Here is a 16,895-nt window from a genome sequence, read left to right on the forward strand (position 1 = left end):
ATCCCCACAAGCCAACGGAGACGACACCATGCAGACCCGAACCCTCGCCACCGCCACCGTCATCGCCGCCGCGCTCGCGCTCGGCGCCGGCCTTGCCGCCAATGCCCAGGCGCAGAGCAAGACCGAGAAATGCTTCGGCGTTGCCAAGGCCGGCAAGAACGACTGCCAGACCGCGACTTCATCCTGCGCCGGCACCTCGAAGAAGGATGGCCAGACCGATGCCTGGCTGGCGGTGCCGACCGGCACCTGCGTCAAGATCGTCGGCGGCAGCCTCGAGTCCAGGAAGAGCTGATCGCATAAGAGCCTGTCCGGCCTCCCCGCCGCGACATCCGTCGCAGGATTCCCCATGCGCCGCCTGAAAATATCCATCCGCATCGCCATCGCCTTCGCCCTGCTATTGGCGGTGGTCGGCGCACTGGCCGCCCTCGTCTATGCCAATCTCGGCATCCTGGAATCGGCCAAGCACAAGACCGATCATGCCTCGCGCATTCTCGCCGAGATCGGCCGCTACGGGCTGGCCATGTCCGACCAGGAAACCGGCCTGCGCGGCTATGTGCTGACCGAGGACAAGGGCTTCCTGAAACCGCTGCAGGACGGCGCGGCTGAAGCCAAGGCCGCACAGCAGCGGCTGGCCCGCCTGATCGGCCGCGACGACGCGCAGAGCCGGCGGCTCGACATGCTGGAGCAGCAGGTCGCCGACTGGCAGGGCAAGGTGTCGGCGGTGATCCTGCGCGATTTCGGCGATCCGTCGAATGCCGAACGGGTCTATGCGCTGATCCGTTCGACGGACGCGCGCGACATGATGGACGACATCCGCGCCTCGCTGGATGCCATCGAGAGATATGAACGGCAGATCCTCACCGAACGCTCGGCCCAGCAGGAAACCGCCTTCGCCCATGCCTATCGTTATTCCGCCACCGGCCTGGTGCTGCTGACCGGCATCGCCCTGCTGGCCGGCATGCTGATGCACTGGTCGATCGCCGTACCGATCCGCCGGCTGACCGCCGCCATGCGCCAGCTGGCCGCCGGCGACCTGTCCGTCGCCATCGCCGCCAACCAGGGCCATGACGAGGTGGCCGAGATGGCCGAGGCGCTGGTGGTGTTCCGCGAGAATGCCGCGGCCAGAGCGATGCTGGAGGGTCAGAACGCCATGCGCGCCGAAGAGGAAAGCCGGCGCACCGCTGCCGAGCGCGAGCGAGACCGTGCTGCCGGCGAGGAAATCGCCGCCCTGGTCGCCGCCGTGGCCGCCGGCGACGTCAGCCGCCGCCTGCCGGCCGAAGGCAAGGACGGGCTGTTCCTGGTGATGGCGCGCGAAATCAACCGCCTGACCGAAACGATGAGCGAAGCGCTGACCGAAGTCAGCGCGGTGCTGACCGCCCTGTCGTCCGGCGACCTCACCCGCCGCATCGCCAGCCGCCACGACGGCATCTTCGGCGCCATCCGCAGCGATACCAACAGCATGGCCGACAAACTCGCCGGCATCGTCACGCGGCTGTCGGAAACCGCCGCGGCCGTGCATACCACGGCCTCGGAAATCTCCACCGGCGCGACGCAGCTCGCCTCGCGCACCGAAAGCCAGGCCTCAAGCCTCGAGGAAACCGCGGCAGCGATGCACGAGGTGACCACCACAGTGCGCCACAATGCCGACAACGCCCAGGCCGCCAGCCGGCTGGCGCTGGTCGCCCGCGACACGGCGGAAAAAGGCGGCGACGTGGTCGGCGCCGCCGTGGCCGCCATGCAGCAGATCGAGGACAGCGCGCACCGCATCGCCGACATCATGAGCCTGATCGACGAGATCGCCTTCCAGACCAACCTGCTGGCGCTGAACGCCAGCGTCGAGGCGGCGCGTGCCGGCGAGGCCGGTCGCGGGTTCGCCGTGGTCGCCCAGGAGGTGCGTCACCTGGCGCAGCGTTCGGCCAATGCCTCGAAGGACATCAAGGCCCTGATCGGCGCCTCGAACGGCCATGTCCGCAACGGCGTCGACCTGGTGAACCAGACCGGCGCCGCGCTCGGCGAGATCGTCGGCGCCGTCAAGAAGGTCTCGGATATCGTCGGAGAGATCGCGCTGGCGTCGCAGGAGCAGACTACCGGTCTGGAGCAGGTCAACCAGGCCGTAGGCCATATGGACGAGCTCACCCAGCGCAACAGCGGCCTGGTCGAAGAAACCACCGCCTCGGCCCAGCTGCTGACTGACCAGGCCGGCGCGCTCACCGAGGTGATCGGCTATTTTCGCACCGGCAGCGGCATGGACGCCGGGGTCAGGCCAGGCAGGATATGACGGGGCGGAAACGCCCACGACAAGGTGTCAGCTCGACGCCTTGATCTTGCGGTACCATTCGGCCGCGATCGCCAATCCATCTTGCATGGTATGCGGTGGCGCCCAGCCAAGCTCGGTCCTGATTGGCGCACAATCCGCCGTCAGCGATCCCAGCAGCCGCTCGATGGCCGCCCCCTTGCCAAGCAGCTGTCCGCACAAGCGGAAGCCCGCGGGCGGCACCGGAAACAGACGCGGGCGGCGGCCAAGGGAAGAAGCGATACGCCGGACCAGTTCAGGCGTCGACACATCCTCGTCGTCACTGACCATAAATGTTTTGCCGGCTGCCTTTGCCTGTGTCAGGCAGGCGACGATTGCATCAACCAGATTGCCGACATGGATCAGACTGCGGCGATTCCGGATGGCCGCAAATGGCAGTGGCCAACCGGCATCAACCGCCTGCATCAGGCGCAGGAAATTGGCGCCGACACCAGGGCCATAGACCAGTGGTGGCCGCAAGATAACAGCCTCCATCCCGGTCCGGCCCGCAATCTCCAGCAATCCCTGCTCGGCCTGCCATTTGGAAACGGCATAGGGACCGCAGGGGGCCGCGGGATCGTCAGCCTTGTAAGGCCGGTTGCCTCCCTCGCCCAGCACCTTGATCGTGCTGAGGAAAACAAACCGCTTCACCCCTGCCGCAGCAGATTGCCGGGCCAGATTTGTCGTGCCCTCACTGTTGACCTGCCGGTAAAGCCGCGCGGCGTCGGTGCCCTCGGCCCCCATCACATGCACGCGGGCCGCCAGATGGAGCACCGCATCAGGGGCGTCCGACAATGCGGCCGCCCAGCTCGTGCCGCCGTCAATATTCCCGATAACGACTCCTATCGCCGGCCCGGGCCGGCGCATGGCGCGGATGACCGTATGGCCGGACCGTTCCAGACATGCACAGAGTTCGCGGCCGACGAAGCCGCTGGCGCCCGTAACGAGGACCTTCAAACCACCCGCTCCAGCGTGCTGTCGCAAAGCTGCGTGGCCTGCCGGTACGAGCCGGCCTCGGCGTAGCATCGCAGTTCCGGCGCGTTGCCGGAGGCCCGCAGGTGGACAATATCCCCGTCGGCAAATGTCAATCGCACGCCGTCTGTGGTATCGAGACCGGCAATCCCGCCCTTGAACACGAAAACCTCCGCCCGGAAAGCTGCGTCATCTGTCAGGCGTGCAAGCAGTGTCCGCGACACCGCATTCGGAACGTCCTGGATACGGTCGCTGTGGGTGAAGCGCGGCGGCAGGTCGGCAACCAGATCGGCCAGCGAGCGCCGCGCCTGAACCGTGGCAGCCAGAATGGAGATCATGGGCAGGATGGCATCCCGGGTCGGCAACGCCTCCAGGCCCGGCAGCGACGAGGCCAGCAGAAATCCGCCATTCGCCTCGAACCCGGCCACGGACCCTTCTCCCGTCGCGAGTAGGTCATTCATCCCGGCGATGACATACGGGGAGCCGATGCGTGTCCTCGCCACGCGCCTGAAAACCCCGGCCTGCTCGATCGCCGTGTTGCAACTGACCGGCACGGCCAGGGCCTGAATGCCGAGCGCCCGGGCACAGATCAGGCCCAGCAGGTCACCACGAATAAAATTGCCATCGGCATCGAATACAAGCGGGCGGTCGCCGTCGCCGTCGGTCGACACCACGGCATCAAGGCCAGACTCGGCACACCATTGCCGTGCCTGCGCCAGATCCGCGGCACCGACCGCCTCGGTGTCAATCGGCACGAATGTATCGCTGCGCGCCAGCGGCAGTGCTGTCGCCCCGAGGCCTTCCAGAATCGCCAGTGTCACATCGCGGCCCACGGCACTGTGCTGGTACAGGCCGATACGCAGGCCACGCAAGGCGCCGGCACCGAAGAACCCGATATAGCGCTCAACATATCTGCGGCTGGCTTCTGCTGCGGCTTTGGGAAGCGCGGCGGACGTGGACGGCACATACGAGCGGTCGGCCGGCAGCGGCAGAGTCGCCATGGCCTGCTCGTCCTCCTTGAGAATCTCCCCCGTCGGTCCATAAAACTTGATCCCGTTGCGATCAAACGGGATATGGCTGCCTGTCACCACCATCCCCGGCATCACCGCCGACAGACAGTGCAGGGCCAAGGCCGGTGTGGGCAGCGTGCCGAGAAACACCACCCCGTGGCCGAGATGCCGCAGCGTCTGGCAGACCGCCCGGGCGATCGCCGGACTGCTGGGCCGCAGGTCCATCGCCACGGCCACGGCGCCACCGTCTGCCAAGCCGCCGGCCTGCCGCATCCGCTCCACAAAGGCGAATACATAGGCCGAGACCGCCTCAAGGGTCAGATCGGCAACCAAAGCCCGGACACCGCTGGTGCCGAACGCCACCTGCGGAAAACCGGATTGCAGGGTCGATGTCATGGCAGGACCATGGTACCGGCAGCCACTGCTGTCACCGCGCCAGCATCTCAAACAGCTTGATCGGGTATTTCGAAAGTATCTTCAGCATATTGGTCCGTATGCCGTTTTCCCGGCAGGCGCGCAGCACTTCCCGGTTCAGCCGGATTTTCGCCTGCAGACCGTTGGTGCTGACACCACCAGCCTGCATCCTGACCAGCACCTCGGGCAGATGACGGTAGCGAAGCTGCTGACCGTGGAATATTCGGATAATATATTCAAAATCTCCGGCGATCCGGTAGTCCGTTTTGAACAGTCCGGCCTTGCGAACCACCTCGCGCCGCAGGAACAACGCCGGATGCGCCGGCATCCAGCCCCAGGCCAGGCGTCCCGGGCTGAACCGGTCGGACCGATAGCGCCGGACTACCTGCCCGGGCTGCCCCTCGCGAAAGAACGTGACGTCGCCCATCAGGGCGTCCAGCCCATGCTCTGCAATCTGCCCGGCAACGCGCGACAACACATGAGGCGACACGTATTGATCATCAGCATTGAGAAACGCGATGATGTCGCCGCTGGCCCGCTGCAGGCCCTTGTTCATCGCATCGTAGATGCCCTTGTCCGGCTCGCTGACGACTGCGGCCAATCCGCCGCGGAAACGATCCAGGATGTCGGCCGTGCCGTCGGATGAAGCGCCATCAATGACGATATGTTCGACATTCCGGTAATCCTGATCGGCGACAGACTGCAGCGCCGCACCCAGCGTCTTCGCGCTGTTATAGCAAACCGTGATGACGGAAACGGTTGGCAGCGTCTGCTCCATGTACCGGATCATCAGTAGCGGATGAACTGGCGCGCGATCTCTTTGAGTGGCATCGGGATCAGCTGCTGGATCCAGCGGCGCTTCCGCATGCTTGTGGGCGAGACGAATCCGCCGGAGAAGCCAGCAATGATCGATTGCACCTCGCGGATAACCTGCCCGAGTTTGGTTTCGTAGGCCTGATAGACCATCTCCGGCTCGCGGCAACTGGCGGTGTAAAAGGTCGAAAGCCGGTCGAACCGTCCGTTCTCGATCAACTGGAACTGGTGGAAGTGGTAGAAGATCAACGGGCTGTCCTGCACCGTGATGCCACCAGCCGCGTCATGCGCAAAGCGGTATTGTTCGTAATTCCAGGGCGCGATGCCGGCTCCCGGATGCATCAGGATATGGCACCCCGAATACCGGCCTGGCCATTCATCGAGGTATTTCTGGTCACCCATCTTGCCGTCTTCGAGCCGGTAATAGCACCATTCCATGCATTGGTCGCGCCAGCGCGACAGACACGCCATGCCCTGCTCGTCCCGCCGGAAACTGACCCATTCGACGCAGAATCGGCCATTGACCTCGCGATCCTTGAGCCGCTCACTGAAGCGATGTTCGATGATGGCGATCGAGGCATCCCCGATTTCGTCGAATAACGGCTGTATCGGAGAATAGAACAGCAGGTCAGCGTCAAGATAGGTAATGAAATCGATCTCCGGATTCCGCTGCAGCACATGCCAGGGCAAACAGGGGGACAGGGTCCAGCAATATTCGGCGATGCCGCGATCAGCCTTCGCCTTCAGCAACGCTTCATCCTCGATCTCATCCAGGGACAGGCAGACCACATCCGGCAGCTTGAGTTGCTCCAAGATGCTCCGCGTCTGCGCATCCATGCAGAGCACATGTACATGGGCATCCGGACAGTTCTGCCTGAGCGTCTGCAGCATTGCCACGCCCTTGAACAGGTAGTTTCTATCGAACAGGGTGCAGAAATATCGAGGGCTCATGGGGTACTCTTCTTGCACACATAGGTGCGATTGGCGGCGCCAACCCTGTGAGAAACACTCTCGTCCAGGGTATAGGTTGCGATTACCTCAAGGCCGCAATCGGCCAGAAGGCTGAGGAACTGCGGTTCGTTGAAGTGGATTTCCACCGTCTCCACGCCGTAGGCCTGCTTGCGGTAGTAGACCGTAGGCTGCCCTAGAACCACTGGCGTGCGGTGGAAGATGGCATACTGGCGGGCGACACGAGCGGTCTCGGCCACGCCAGCCCGATATTCCGGGATATGCAGCAGGCAGCAGCCGGAAATCACGATGTCGAAGGCTTCATCCGCGTAGCGCAGCGCGGTGGCGTCCGCCACATCGAAGCGCAGCGCCGGGTATTTCTGGCGCGCCAGGGCAATGAACGGTTCTGCATAATCGCAGCCGGCATAACCCACGCCAAAGCCAGCAATATCCAGGACCTCTGAATAAAACCCGCTGGAACACCCTATTTCCAGCAGCGAGAGCCCGCGCACGTCTGACGGCAGGTCCCGCAGCGCCCGCACCATGATATCGAAGACATCGACCGACTCGCCGTGCCGGTATGTCGCAAGCTGCCGCTCGACCAACTCCCGCTGCCTCGCCGGCAGTTCCTGCGCCTGCCAGGCCGCCCGCAGGCGGCTGGATTCCGCAGTCGCCTGCTCTCCTTCCAGCCGTACGTAATGGGAAGAGACCCCGGCGGCCGGCAGGGCCTGCAGCAGATATCTGAGCAGACGCTTCAGCCCGGGAAAGCGATTCAGCAGCGCGCGAAGCCCGGCAATCATGGATGTTGCGCCCGCAGATACCGTTCCAGAACCGGGACCAGCTCTTCCATGCGATGCCGGTAGGTGTGCTCGCGCAGCGTACGCGCCTGTCCGGCGCGGGCGATGGCCTGCGCGTCCTCGGGGTGGGCAAGGTAATACTGAATCAGTTCGACCGCCTCTTCGGCACTCGAATAGGCAACGACTTCGCTGCCGATCTCGAACAACTCGCCCAGGTTATCCTTCCGATCGGTCAGAAGCAGGGTTCCGACACCGGTTGCTTCATAGAGGCGCATGTTGTTGGCATTGTTCTCCGCCACATTGATATGCCGGTTGAGCGTGATGCGGCTGCGGGCCAGGGCGCGGTACATATCCAGGCCCCAGACTTCACCACCATGCCGCCTTCGTATAGGGGAGGACCGCGGCAAATTTCCTGCGCCATAGCCAAAGAACCGAATGTCAGTATTGCGCGCAATATGTTCGAGCAGTGGCAGAGCCTTACCGTGATGCCGGCTGATTCCACCCACAAAGCTGACACCGACATCCCTTTTTACATCATCAAGCATCGAGAGCACCCGCTCATCGAACCCGATCCGAAAATACTCGGACGCCATTCCGCTTTCCCGCAAGCGTGGAACGAAATGCGGGAAAGACGTCAGAATCAGATCGTATCCACGCAGAAATGATTCGGGCGGCAGCGGAGAAGCAATCTGGCCGACGACAAGGCCGACATGTTTCTTTAGTTGCTGAAGCACTTCACCGGGAAAGAAGCTCAGATCTTGACAATAGAGCACGTCCGGCTTCAAAGCGCGCACATGGGCCACCGCAACGTCAAGCAGACCGGGTAACGAGGAAAGCCATGGTCCCACGACGGGCAGGCGAAAGGCGCGATGCGGCACCTTCAGCGCCAGTGTGCTGACCGGGACATCGTTCTCCCTGGCCCAGGTCTGCTGGAGCTGGACGCAATTAACGATCAGGTCATGAGCCTCACACCCGAGATTGTTGAGGTGCCGGCTATAAAAATCAGAAGTGCCAAAGCACGCATCGAGCAACTTCTTCTGCTGCTCCCGGTAACTCAGCCGAGAGATTCCACTGTTCAGGCGGTAATGCGATGCCACGAAGCGAGGATAGTACGTGTCAATGATCGCGATACGCATACTAACTCCTATCCATGAACCGCAATGCAACGACCGGACGGCCTCCTCTGCCAATGGTGTCTAAAAAAATCATTGGAGATTCCGGAAATGCCGATGGCGGGCTGCATCAGTCGAAAACATAACGCTATGCCCCCTGGTACTCGCGGCAACCTTGGTCATAAAAGGCGGCACAGACAAACTGCAGACACAGCATCGCGAGTACCGCAAACCGCCCTGTATCAACGCATCCATGTGATTAAAGTCCCGGCGCAGGAAAACAAGGCCCTCGCGCAGGAGAAGTAGAGCATCCTAAACGGAGCAGTCAGGCGTTGAAGAGGAGTTCCCACCAGAAGATAAAAAAGAACCTTGCGGATGATATTGCTGGAAGACCGCGGACTGAAGTGGCGTTCCCACCAGTTGAACCGCGAGACATCGTTGCCGTAGACCGGCGGGGAATACACAATAGCCCCGGTTGCCACCAACAGGCGCACCCCGTGCCGGGCAAATCGCATAGCCACTTCGTAGTCGGCAAAATAGTGCGGCAGCAGCCACGGCCGCATCATGCCGAAGCGGCTGAACAGCATGGCGGGATAAAGCGTGCCGCGTCCGCTTAAGGCATCGACCTGGTAAGTCGCCTTGTTTGCCCTCACCTCTTCCGGTGTCAACTCACTCAGCCGATCCCAGACTGCAAGACCGTTTATGTTCACCCGTGCGCCGATGCTCGTCAACGGAGGGTCGCGCCCCGGTTCATGGATCACGCTACCAACCGCGGCGTCACCGTGGCTGCGAGACGTTTCCACCAGAGTCTCGACATACCCCGGCTCAAACGACGTGTCGTTGTTGAGAAAAAGGACATAGTCCCTGTCCGTCGGCTCCTGGGTCCGGACGTATTCAAGCCCGCTCTGGATCGCTCCGCCCCACCACAGGCTGCCATTTCCCCTGAGAGTAACCACGTCCTGCTGGCTGGCAAGAAAATCGCTCGTTCCATCCGTCGATCCGTCGTCGATAACGACGAGATGCAGAGCCCCTACCAGCGTCTGCCGGCGCAAGTCGTCCAGCACTTGCTTGGTATGCTGCAGGCGATTAAAAACCGGGATCAGGACAAAGATTCGCACCGGTTTCACCGCTTCTTTTCCAAAAACCAGCTCTGGTAAGGCGCTTCGTGTCCTGGCGGACCGAAATACGATCCAGGATAGGGATCAAAATTATCCACGATCTCGTAGCCATACTCAGCAAAGATGGCCTCAAGCTGCACGGCATCGAGCAACCACAGGGGATAGCTTGCCGGGTAAATGGCCGGGTCGACATGCTGAACGGCGATTTCGTCCGGGCCGTGACGCTGCGCCATGGTCCTGTGGATCAGCACAAAGGGAAACTGCCCGGCGAGTAACCGACCGAGAATCTCGTGGGGCCGAGGCAGGTATTGCAGCACACTGGACAGTAATAGGAAATCCGGACTCAGCTGACTGACACAGTCTTCCGCCGTTGCAAAGAAGTGCAGTGCCGGAGTTTCGAACTCCCGCCGCCCGGCCGCCACGAAATGCGCCTGCTCGACCACGCCCCAGGCGAAACCGGACAGATGCTCCAGCCATCGACGATGCTGATAGTACAAACTGCCAAGGGCGCCGCCAAAATCCAGCACGCGCAGAGGCTGGCCGCGCGAACCCGCATACAGCATCCAAGCCAGCAGCGCATGGTCGAATTCCCGCCGGTGGAATGTCAGGGTATCCCGCTCGAACATCGCGCGGCCATCTCGGACGTCCCGAGCGGCCGCAACCGCCCGGTCGAGAATGGCGGTCGCATCATAACCAACAGCCGCCGCGGCCGCGGCATTCCAATCACCAAAGCCGGTCTCGAACCGATTGCCGCGCGACGACACCGGTCCTTCTGCCCGCCCCGCCTCAAGCGCCATCCGCCAGACGCCAAGCTTCAACGTGACGGATTTCATACTTTTTTGCCCACTCCAGATTCGCGCAGAACGCACAGAAGCGACCCGACGTCGATGCATGTCTGCAGACACTTCACCCCGTTGTCGCCATGCGGCGACATGTTATCTGGAATCATTCCGATCCCTTCTTCATTCTGGTTATGTAAATATTCACTGGAGCGAGGCGGGACTTGCCTTCTCCGGAAACTGGAACGGACGCCGCGTCGACGCGATCGCATTTTATTACGAGCAGTTCCTCAGCGTACCGAATCCTCTCAATTATTTGCAGGCCCCTCACCCAATCGCGTTGCCATTCTTTTCAGCCGCCTGATGATCCGTATCGGTATCGATGCCTTTTTCGGGAGAAGATACCGCCGCAACTTCTGAATCGATTCGGCGTCTTCCTGCATGGCTTCCGGCCACGTTGCCGGCGCTTCGTCGTGAATGTCCTGGTTTTTCTCGTCCATGCCGCAATTCTGCCCGGACCCGTCAAGACCAATATTTCGCACATAACTTTTTGTCGCATTTAAGCAAAGGCCGCCATTCTCGAAGATGGTGGCATACCAGAAAATTGCCCATGTGCTTATTTCGCCGGCGTCATTCTGCCGGACCTGCCGCCAGAAATCATAGGCACCATCGAGATTGAAGGCGCGGATCTTCTCCTGATCCCACTCGGTGATCAGGCGACGAGGTTCTTTCCTGAAATATGCCCAACGGTCCGCCCAGGTTGCCCAGGCCCAGCAATTCATCAACCTCCACAGCAAGGCATCCGGTGCATTCCTGGCACTGTCAAACACAGGGTAATTCCAGGCACCGATATGCCAGACCCGGGGTTCGTGCCGATAGCGCTCCAGCGCCGCATTCATGAATTCCAGAAACGTCGGACTGGTGACGATATCGTCTTCCAGCACGATGACGCGGCCATACTGGCCACAAACCTGCGACACTCCGTCGATGATATTTCCGGCCAATCCCCAATTCGCGCTTCGTTCGATGACCCTAACGCTCTTAAAGCCGGAGATATCGCGTACGAGTTCTCTCACCTCGCGAACTTTTACCTCGGCCTGAGAATTCTGGGCCGCATCCGAATAAATGATCAGGTCCGTATCGACAGCCAGAGTGTTCCTTTGCAATGCGCCCAGGGTTTCACGCGTGTGATCCGGCCTTGCGTAGACAAACAGCACCACGGGAGCCAGCCGACTGGTGCCCGGAAGGAATGAGGTCATCGTCTGCATATTCCCCCTGCTGTGTCACATGGCGTTAATTAACTGGGTACAATTCGACAACCAGGCTATCGCCCTTGCCTGCCGCATCGACCGCCCTGTTGGCAGCCACCAGCCCCATGCTGATGCCCCTCCGGAGCCGGTCTTTCAATACCGCCCAGAGCCATTCTGCCAGAGTCGGCTGCCGATGCGCGGCCGCGCCACTTGCCCAACTGCCGGAAGCCTGGCCTTCACGAGTTTCTTCCGAGAGCGCGCGGATCTGCAGCACTGTCCACAGGTTCGGCGTGACCGTGCGCACCCGCCCCACGCGATAGCCGTGCTGACTGGCCAAGCGGGAAAAAGATTTCAGCGAGAAATGATGCTGGTGATAGGGAACATGCCAGTTGATCCACTTCCGGCCGGAGAGCAGCCGAGCCAGCGATCCTGCATTCGGGAAAGAGAGGATCAGCCGGCCATCCGGCTTGAGTCGCGACTTCACTACATTCAGCAGCGCCCCGGGTTCGGGGATGTGTTCGATCACCTGGTTCATCACCACTAGATCGAACTGTTTACCAGGAAATGGGTTATCATGAATGCTGCCGATATGGACGTTCAGGCCAAACTTATCAGCAATTGCGCGAACATTGGGATCGGTTTCGACGCCGTACCCTTCCACATCCACTAGCTTCATTTCCAGTAGCGAAAGACAGGCGCCACTGCCGATGTCCAGCACCGTCTGCCCCGCCCTGGCGAGATAATGTCCCTGGTTGTCGGTCCCCGAAAGCCATCGCCTGAACGCCGCCCGGGGCTGCACCACCAGATTGGCCTCGCGCTCCATGGACTCATAATCAACGCTCGCACGGGGGTAATACTGACTGTACAGGGCCGGAAGATCGGATTCCATGAGCCGCGGCGTTGTCATCATGTGCCCGCATTCGCGGCATTTCATTATGGAATAGCGACCCGGGCACCCGTATCGGTCATCCCAAATCTGGTCAATCAGCGCGTTCGTTTCCGAGCCACAAATTATGCATACAACATTTTTCATACACTGCACTCGATTGCGCCATAGCGCATTCCATACCGGAAAATGAAATTCAGCGCGCCCCCGAGGCAAGCCAGAAGTCCATGCAGCTGGCGTTGCATCACCGCCTTGAGAGAGGCCGTCAGTCTCTGCAGAGGCGCCCGTATCGACATATAAAAAACAGTCGTGCAAACCATATTTTCGTATGACCGCGTGCCGGATAGCCGATCGAGCAGGTCGATTCCAGACATGCCGTTGCCGTATTCCGGCGGCGAGTAGACCGTGGTACGGCCGATGACGAGTACGGGACCGCCATGACGGGACAGACGCAACGCCTGAATGACTTTCTCCAAATCTGGAAAGCGGTGAAGTGCGGGGTTCAGGGCAAAAGTTCTCAACGTCGCCATCTGTTGTTCACCAGGAACCAACCTTTGTATGGCGCCTCCTGTCCGACGGGGCCAAAATTCGCACCTGGATGCGGATCGAAACTGTCTAAAACTTCATATCCGCAAGTCGCAAACATCGCCTCCATGCGTGCTGCATCAAGCATCCACACCGGATAACTGGCCTCATAAATATTCGGCGCTACATGCTGCACCGTCAGCTGGTCGGGAGCGCCATGCGCCATAGTCCGGTCGATGAGCACAAAAGGCAGCTGCAGGCCCAATATCTGGTCAAGCATTGCATAGGGTTTTTCCAGATACTGCAGAACACCGGACAAAAGCGCGAAGTTCGGCTGCATGTCCGCCACGCAGCGATCAATGTCCGGGTAGAAATGCAGCCTGTCGGTCTGGAATTCGGCCTGCCCCAACTCGATGAAATGCGCCTGCTCTACCACCCCCCAAATGAAATCGGGAAGACGGTCAAGCAGGAAACGATGCTGGAAATACAGGCTGCCGAGCGCTCCACCGAAATCCATCACCCGTAGAGCATGGCTCTGAACAACCGCATACATTAGCCAGGCCAGCACTGGGTGCACAACCTGTCTATGCTCGAAAGCAACGGTATCCCTTTCATACGCGGCATGTCCGTCACGAACCCGGCGCGCCGCGATCGAGGCTTTGAGCAGGATATCATCGGTCTCATACCCAGTGGATCGCGCTTTCGCATCCTGCCAACTCGAGAATCCGATTTCAAACCAATTGCCTGTGGGCGACGACTCACAAATAGATTCTGGCTCCGGCTCTTTACGGCCAAGCTGGAATACTGCGCGCCAATTCCCAAATTCAAGCGCGATGCGCTTCATTAATCCTTCTCCCCAGGATGTCGGCGAAATCGACGCGCAGGAACTCGTCGAGCTCACCGCCTGGCGTAGCATTGAGTATCCTGATGCCATTTTGCTCGGCAGTCTGCCGCAGGGCCCGGTACTGCCGCCACAGTCTGGCCAGCGACTGGAAATCATCATACCGGGAAATCGTGACTTTCCCATCATTGCCTACCGTGCAGTCCTTGCCGGCAAGAGCCTTGGGCTCGAATGCGTACTGGTATAATCCGCTCTTGAAATGGTCATGATCGACCCCGAGCAGGACAATCTCCCTGAATCCGAGATACATCGCGATCATCAGAACCATAATCGGCACCGATTCAACCCGCGGGACGGGATTTGCCAGATCGATGATCCGGCGGCTCTGCAAATCATCGAAATCGTCGCGCAGGGCCAGATAATGGACCGTCCGCCCGGAGAACAGACGATGCCGCTGTATCAGTTCAGCCTCCGTATCACTCAGGAACAGGATTGCATCGCCAATGCTCTCATGCATCTCGTCAAACCAGCGCACGACATCATCCTCGGTCATGAGACCGTAGGTTATCTGCGGAACACAATGGTAACGCGGCCGGATTCGGTCGTAGTCATCATGCAGATAGCCATTAGAAACCGAGAAGACGGTCTGCCCGGCCAGCAGGGATAAATCGAGCGCCTTGACGCTGGGCCCGTTGCCTAGGATGAAGCATCGTTGCCCTGCCTCGGCGTTGTGCAAATTCCGGTTGGCGGCCAGCAGCTTATGCACGACCGGTGCTTCGGCCCGGCGATTCACATGCCTGACGGCGAGCCTGTACAGGCCGTGAGGCAAAAAGTTTTTGATGATTTTCCTGAAGCTCATGCCTGCAACCACTTCACGACTTCATAAACCTCAGCGCTGGGGACGCCGATCCTCTGGCCGGCATTTTCGGCCTCGTTCCTGAAAAAGCTGATCCACTTGGCGCCGGTCCGCTCCATTTCCGAGGCATGCGCCCGAATTGCTGCCTCCTTGGCGTCCCAATGACGGGTAATATCGACATAGAAGTTACCGCGAAAATCCATTGTCGAGTGATACCAGTTGCTACGGTACATCAACAGGCGCGGTACGTGCCGACAACTGTGCAGCGATGCCCTTGCCACGGCCTGATGGTCGTGATGGATGTCGCCGACCCAGTGCGTGTAGACCACGTCGATTGCCAGATTCTGCACCAGCTTCAGGATCTCGACATTCAGGGCATCGACGAACTCGACTTCCAGGGTCTTGAAGTTGCCACAGAACAGTTGCGTGACGCCCAGGATATTCATCGCGGCTTCGGCCTCGCTGCGGGCAACCTCGCTGCTGCGGACCGACTGGTCATACTGGTTGGTGAACCCGGAAACGGTGGCAACAAAGACGTAAACTTGATCGCCTTCCGCAGCATGGCGTGCAAGAGTGCCGCCGCACCCCAGTTCGACATCATCAAAATGCGCGCCGATTGCAAGAATGTTCATCGACAACTCCTCAGCAGGGCACGCGTGCCGGCAACCCCGCAATTGAACAGGACATCAAGGATCGAAAGGTAGGGGATGAAGGGTTCATATTGTTGCGGATAGACCGGATGTTCGAACTGCTGCCACACCACCTCGATACCAGCCCTGGTGAACACCTCGGTATCCATATAGGCACGCGCGCCGGTGCCGGACAGGTAGTGGGTCGCCCCCACCTTCTGCAGCAGGTCAACCAGCATCTCGTTCTTCTGACCCTGCGGCAGCAAACTACTGGATAAAACGAAAGGTATACGCACCTCCAGAAGATCTGCCAGACGTTCCAACCAGCGCATATTAAACATCTGCATACTGGCCGGTGGATTCTGGTACAGGTCCTCGATGATGGGCATGACTTCCGACCAGCCGGTTGCCCTGCTATAATTCTCCCGCAGAAGGCCGAGGTTGTTCGCCACCCAAGTTGCATCCCCTGCCAATGCGACCTGATTGATCGGCGTTCCAAGAGGCGGCTTCTTCACGCCCAACGTCAGCCACTTCTCCCCAGTCGCAGCCCTGATCTTGTCGCGATGCGTCCAACTGCGGCTGGTATTGGTGACAAACTGCACATGATCCAGCACGACATACAGATCAGCATGCAGAAACCGATGGAAGAACCCCAGATAGGGAGCAAAATCCGGCTGATGGATCACGACGGTATACGTCATGCCTGCTCCTTCGAAACCGCCACAAGCGCGGCCATCACCCGGCTGCAGCCCTTCAGGTCGACGGCCTTCATGGCTGCCCGGCTCATGCTCGACAAGGGCAAATCGCGGTCCAGCACGGTCATATCCGCCTCGGCATGGTAACCCGCGAAGATGCATCCTCCCAGGCGTTCCAGCGCCCTACCAACGGGAACCTCGAAACCCTCGCTGGCAATAACGATACATGGTAGCCCCACGGCATTGGCCTCAAACGGCGTCATACCGCCGGCGGTAATGGCCAGATCATGCCGCGCCATTTCTTCGGTCAGCGACGGCACGCCGTTCCGGTGGATGGTGAACAGCCCGGCCGGCGCCTGCATCAGAACAGCATCGACAGCGTCGTGATGTGCGAAGGCTGGGCCGAGAACAACGGTGGCTTCCCGCCTGCGATCCAGTAGCGCCTGCATTACCCGCGGCGTGATGCCCCAGGTATCGGCGCCACCCATGGTCAACAGAATCCGATCAGCCCTGCCGCGCTCTCGGCGCAATGCTGCCAGGCCCGCGTCCAACAGCAGATAATCGACCCCCTGGAGCACCACCTGGCCTTGCAGCCTGTCGCCGTCCTCGAATGATAGCGCCGCGACATGCAGATCGGCCAGTGCAGCGCCATCGCCACGATCATCAAAGGTCGCAAGCCGGCGCCCCGCAGCCTTTACTCGTCGCGCGTGATCCGCGTCAGTATGCAACCGGTCATTGATCCACACTCGGGTGTCTGGATGTTCATCCAGCCAACGGCCTTCCCACCCATCGCCGGCGATCAAATCGACGATATCGACGTCATAACCGAGGCTTCGCAGCCTGGCGACCGAAGATGGGTGATCGTTGATGAGATAGCGCACGGGCAAACCGGCGCTGCGCATCGCCGCAGCCAGTGTCAATGAGCGATAAAAGTGGCCGAGTCCACGCGCATGCGAG

At 60.5% G+C, this 16,895-nt stretch carries 18 protein-coding genes; 2 read left to right on the forward strand and 16 right to left on the reverse strand.

Going from position 1 to position 16,895, the window contains the following annotated elements; all coding sequences use genetic code 11:
* The first annotated feature begins 28 nt into the window (after positions 1-28).
* Positions 29-292 (forward strand): BufA1 family periplasmic bufferin-type metallophore, encoded by a 264-nt coding sequence (locus ACFOOQ_RS22365; protein WP_379729932.1) that lies wholly within the window; start codon positions 29-31, stop codon positions 290-292.
* 54 nt (positions 293-346) lie between these two features.
* Positions 347-2,278, forward strand: coding sequence for a methyl-accepting chemotaxis protein (locus tag ACFOOQ_RS22370; protein WP_379729933.1), 1,932 nt, complete (start codon positions 347-349; stop codon positions 2,276-2,278).
* 27 nt (positions 2,279-2,305) lie between these two features.
* On the opposite strand, the gene ACFOOQ_RS22375 is transcribed toward ACFOOQ_RS22370, so the two are convergent.
* From ACFOOQ_RS22375 to ACFOOQ_RS22450, 16 genes are all read right to left on the reverse strand, one after another.
* A complete protein-coding gene (locus tag ACFOOQ_RS22375; RefSeq protein ID WP_379729934.1) occupies positions 2,306-3,250 on the reverse strand; it encodes a UDP-glucose 4-epimerase family protein in 945 nt (314 codons plus the stop codon).
* Positions 3,247-4,671, reverse strand: coding sequence for a phosphomannomutase (locus ACFOOQ_RS22380; RefSeq protein ID WP_379729935.1), 1,425 nt, complete (start codon positions 4,669-4,671; stop codon positions 3,247-3,249). Before ACFOOQ_RS22380 ends, ACFOOQ_RS22375 begins: the two co-directional genes overlap by 4 nt.
* Before the next feature lie 31 nt (positions 4,672-4,702).
* Positions 4,703-5,467, reverse strand: a complete 765-nt coding sequence (locus tag ACFOOQ_RS22385) for a glycosyltransferase family 2 protein (protein WP_379729936.1) — start codon at positions 5,465-5,467, stop codon at positions 4,703-4,705.
* Positions 5,468-5,478: 11 nt separating this feature from the next.
* Positions 5,479-6,453, reverse strand: a complete 975-nt coding sequence (locus ACFOOQ_RS22390) for a hypothetical protein (protein WP_379729937.1) — start codon at positions 6,451-6,453, stop codon at positions 5,479-5,481.
* Positions 6,450-7,250, reverse strand: a complete 801-nt coding sequence (locus ACFOOQ_RS22395) for a class I SAM-dependent methyltransferase (protein ID WP_379729938.1) — start codon at positions 7,248-7,250, stop codon at positions 6,450-6,452. Before ACFOOQ_RS22395 ends, ACFOOQ_RS22390 begins: the two co-directional genes overlap by 4 nt.
* On the reverse strand, positions 7,247-8,383 hold the full coding sequence (locus tag ACFOOQ_RS22400; RefSeq protein WP_379729939.1) for a CgeB family protein: 1,137 nt from the start codon (positions 8,381-8,383) through the stop codon (positions 7,247-7,249). Before ACFOOQ_RS22400 ends, ACFOOQ_RS22395 begins: the two co-directional genes overlap by 4 nt.
* Before the next feature lie 218 nt (positions 8,384-8,601).
* The gene (locus ACFOOQ_RS22405) at positions 8,602-9,486 is read right to left on the reverse strand and encodes a glycosyltransferase family 2 protein (RefSeq protein ID WP_379729940.1); all 885 of its coding nucleotides are present in this window, start codon (positions 9,484-9,486) and stop codon (positions 8,602-8,604) included.
* Entirely contained in the window at positions 9,483-10,310 is an 828-nt protein-coding gene (locus ACFOOQ_RS22410) for a methyltransferase, TIGR04325 family (RefSeq protein WP_379729941.1), read from the reverse strand. The genes ACFOOQ_RS22405 and ACFOOQ_RS22410 overlap by 4 nt, the downstream gene beginning before the upstream one ends.
* Positions 10,311-10,564: 254 nt before the next feature.
* Entirely contained in the window at positions 10,565-11,524 is a 960-nt protein-coding gene (locus tag ACFOOQ_RS22415; RefSeq protein ID WP_379729942.1) for a glycosyltransferase, read from the reverse strand.
* A 25-nt stretch (positions 11,525-11,549) separates the two neighbouring features.
* Positions 11,550-12,416, reverse strand: a complete 867-nt coding sequence (locus tag ACFOOQ_RS22420) for a class I SAM-dependent methyltransferase (protein ID WP_379729943.1) — start codon at positions 12,414-12,416, stop codon at positions 11,550-11,552.
* Between the two features lie 119 nt (positions 12,417-12,535).
* Complete coding sequence (locus ACFOOQ_RS22425) at positions 12,536-12,922, reverse strand: hypothetical protein (RefSeq protein WP_379729944.1); 387 nt, start codon at positions 12,920-12,922, stop codon at positions 12,536-12,538.
* Positions 12,910-13,761, reverse strand: a complete 852-nt coding sequence (locus ACFOOQ_RS22430) for a methyltransferase, TIGR04325 family (protein ID WP_379729945.1) — start codon at positions 13,759-13,761, stop codon at positions 12,910-12,912. Before ACFOOQ_RS22430 ends, ACFOOQ_RS22425 begins: the two co-directional genes overlap by 13 nt.
* Positions 13,742-14,617: a hypothetical protein gene (locus ACFOOQ_RS22435; RefSeq protein WP_379729947.1), complete on the reverse strand. Its 876-nt coding sequence runs from the start codon at positions 14,615-14,617 to the stop codon at positions 13,742-13,744. The genes ACFOOQ_RS22430 and ACFOOQ_RS22435 overlap by 20 nt, the downstream gene beginning before the upstream one ends.
* Positions 14,614-15,246, reverse strand: coding sequence for a PIG-L deacetylase family protein (locus ACFOOQ_RS22440; protein WP_379729948.1), 633 nt, complete (start codon positions 15,244-15,246; stop codon positions 14,614-14,616). The genes ACFOOQ_RS22435 and ACFOOQ_RS22440 overlap by 4 nt, the downstream gene beginning before the upstream one ends.
* Complete coding sequence (locus ACFOOQ_RS22445; RefSeq protein ID WP_379729949.1) at positions 15,243-15,944, reverse strand: WbqC family protein; 702 nt, start codon at positions 15,942-15,944, stop codon at positions 15,243-15,245. The genes ACFOOQ_RS22440 and ACFOOQ_RS22445 overlap by 4 nt, the downstream gene beginning before the upstream one ends.
* Complete coding sequence (locus ACFOOQ_RS22450) at positions 15,941-16,840, reverse strand: hypothetical protein (protein WP_379729950.1); 900 nt, start codon at positions 16,838-16,840, stop codon at positions 15,941-15,943. Before ACFOOQ_RS22450 ends, ACFOOQ_RS22445 begins: the two co-directional genes overlap by 4 nt.
* Positions 16,841-16,895 lie beyond the last annotated feature (55 nt).

The organism is Ferrovibrio xuzhouensis, assembly GCF_042648965.1.
Taxonomy (GTDB): Bacteria; Pseudomonadota; Alphaproteobacteria; order Ferrovibrionales; family Ferrovibrionaceae; genus Ferrovibrio; species Ferrovibrio xuzhouensis.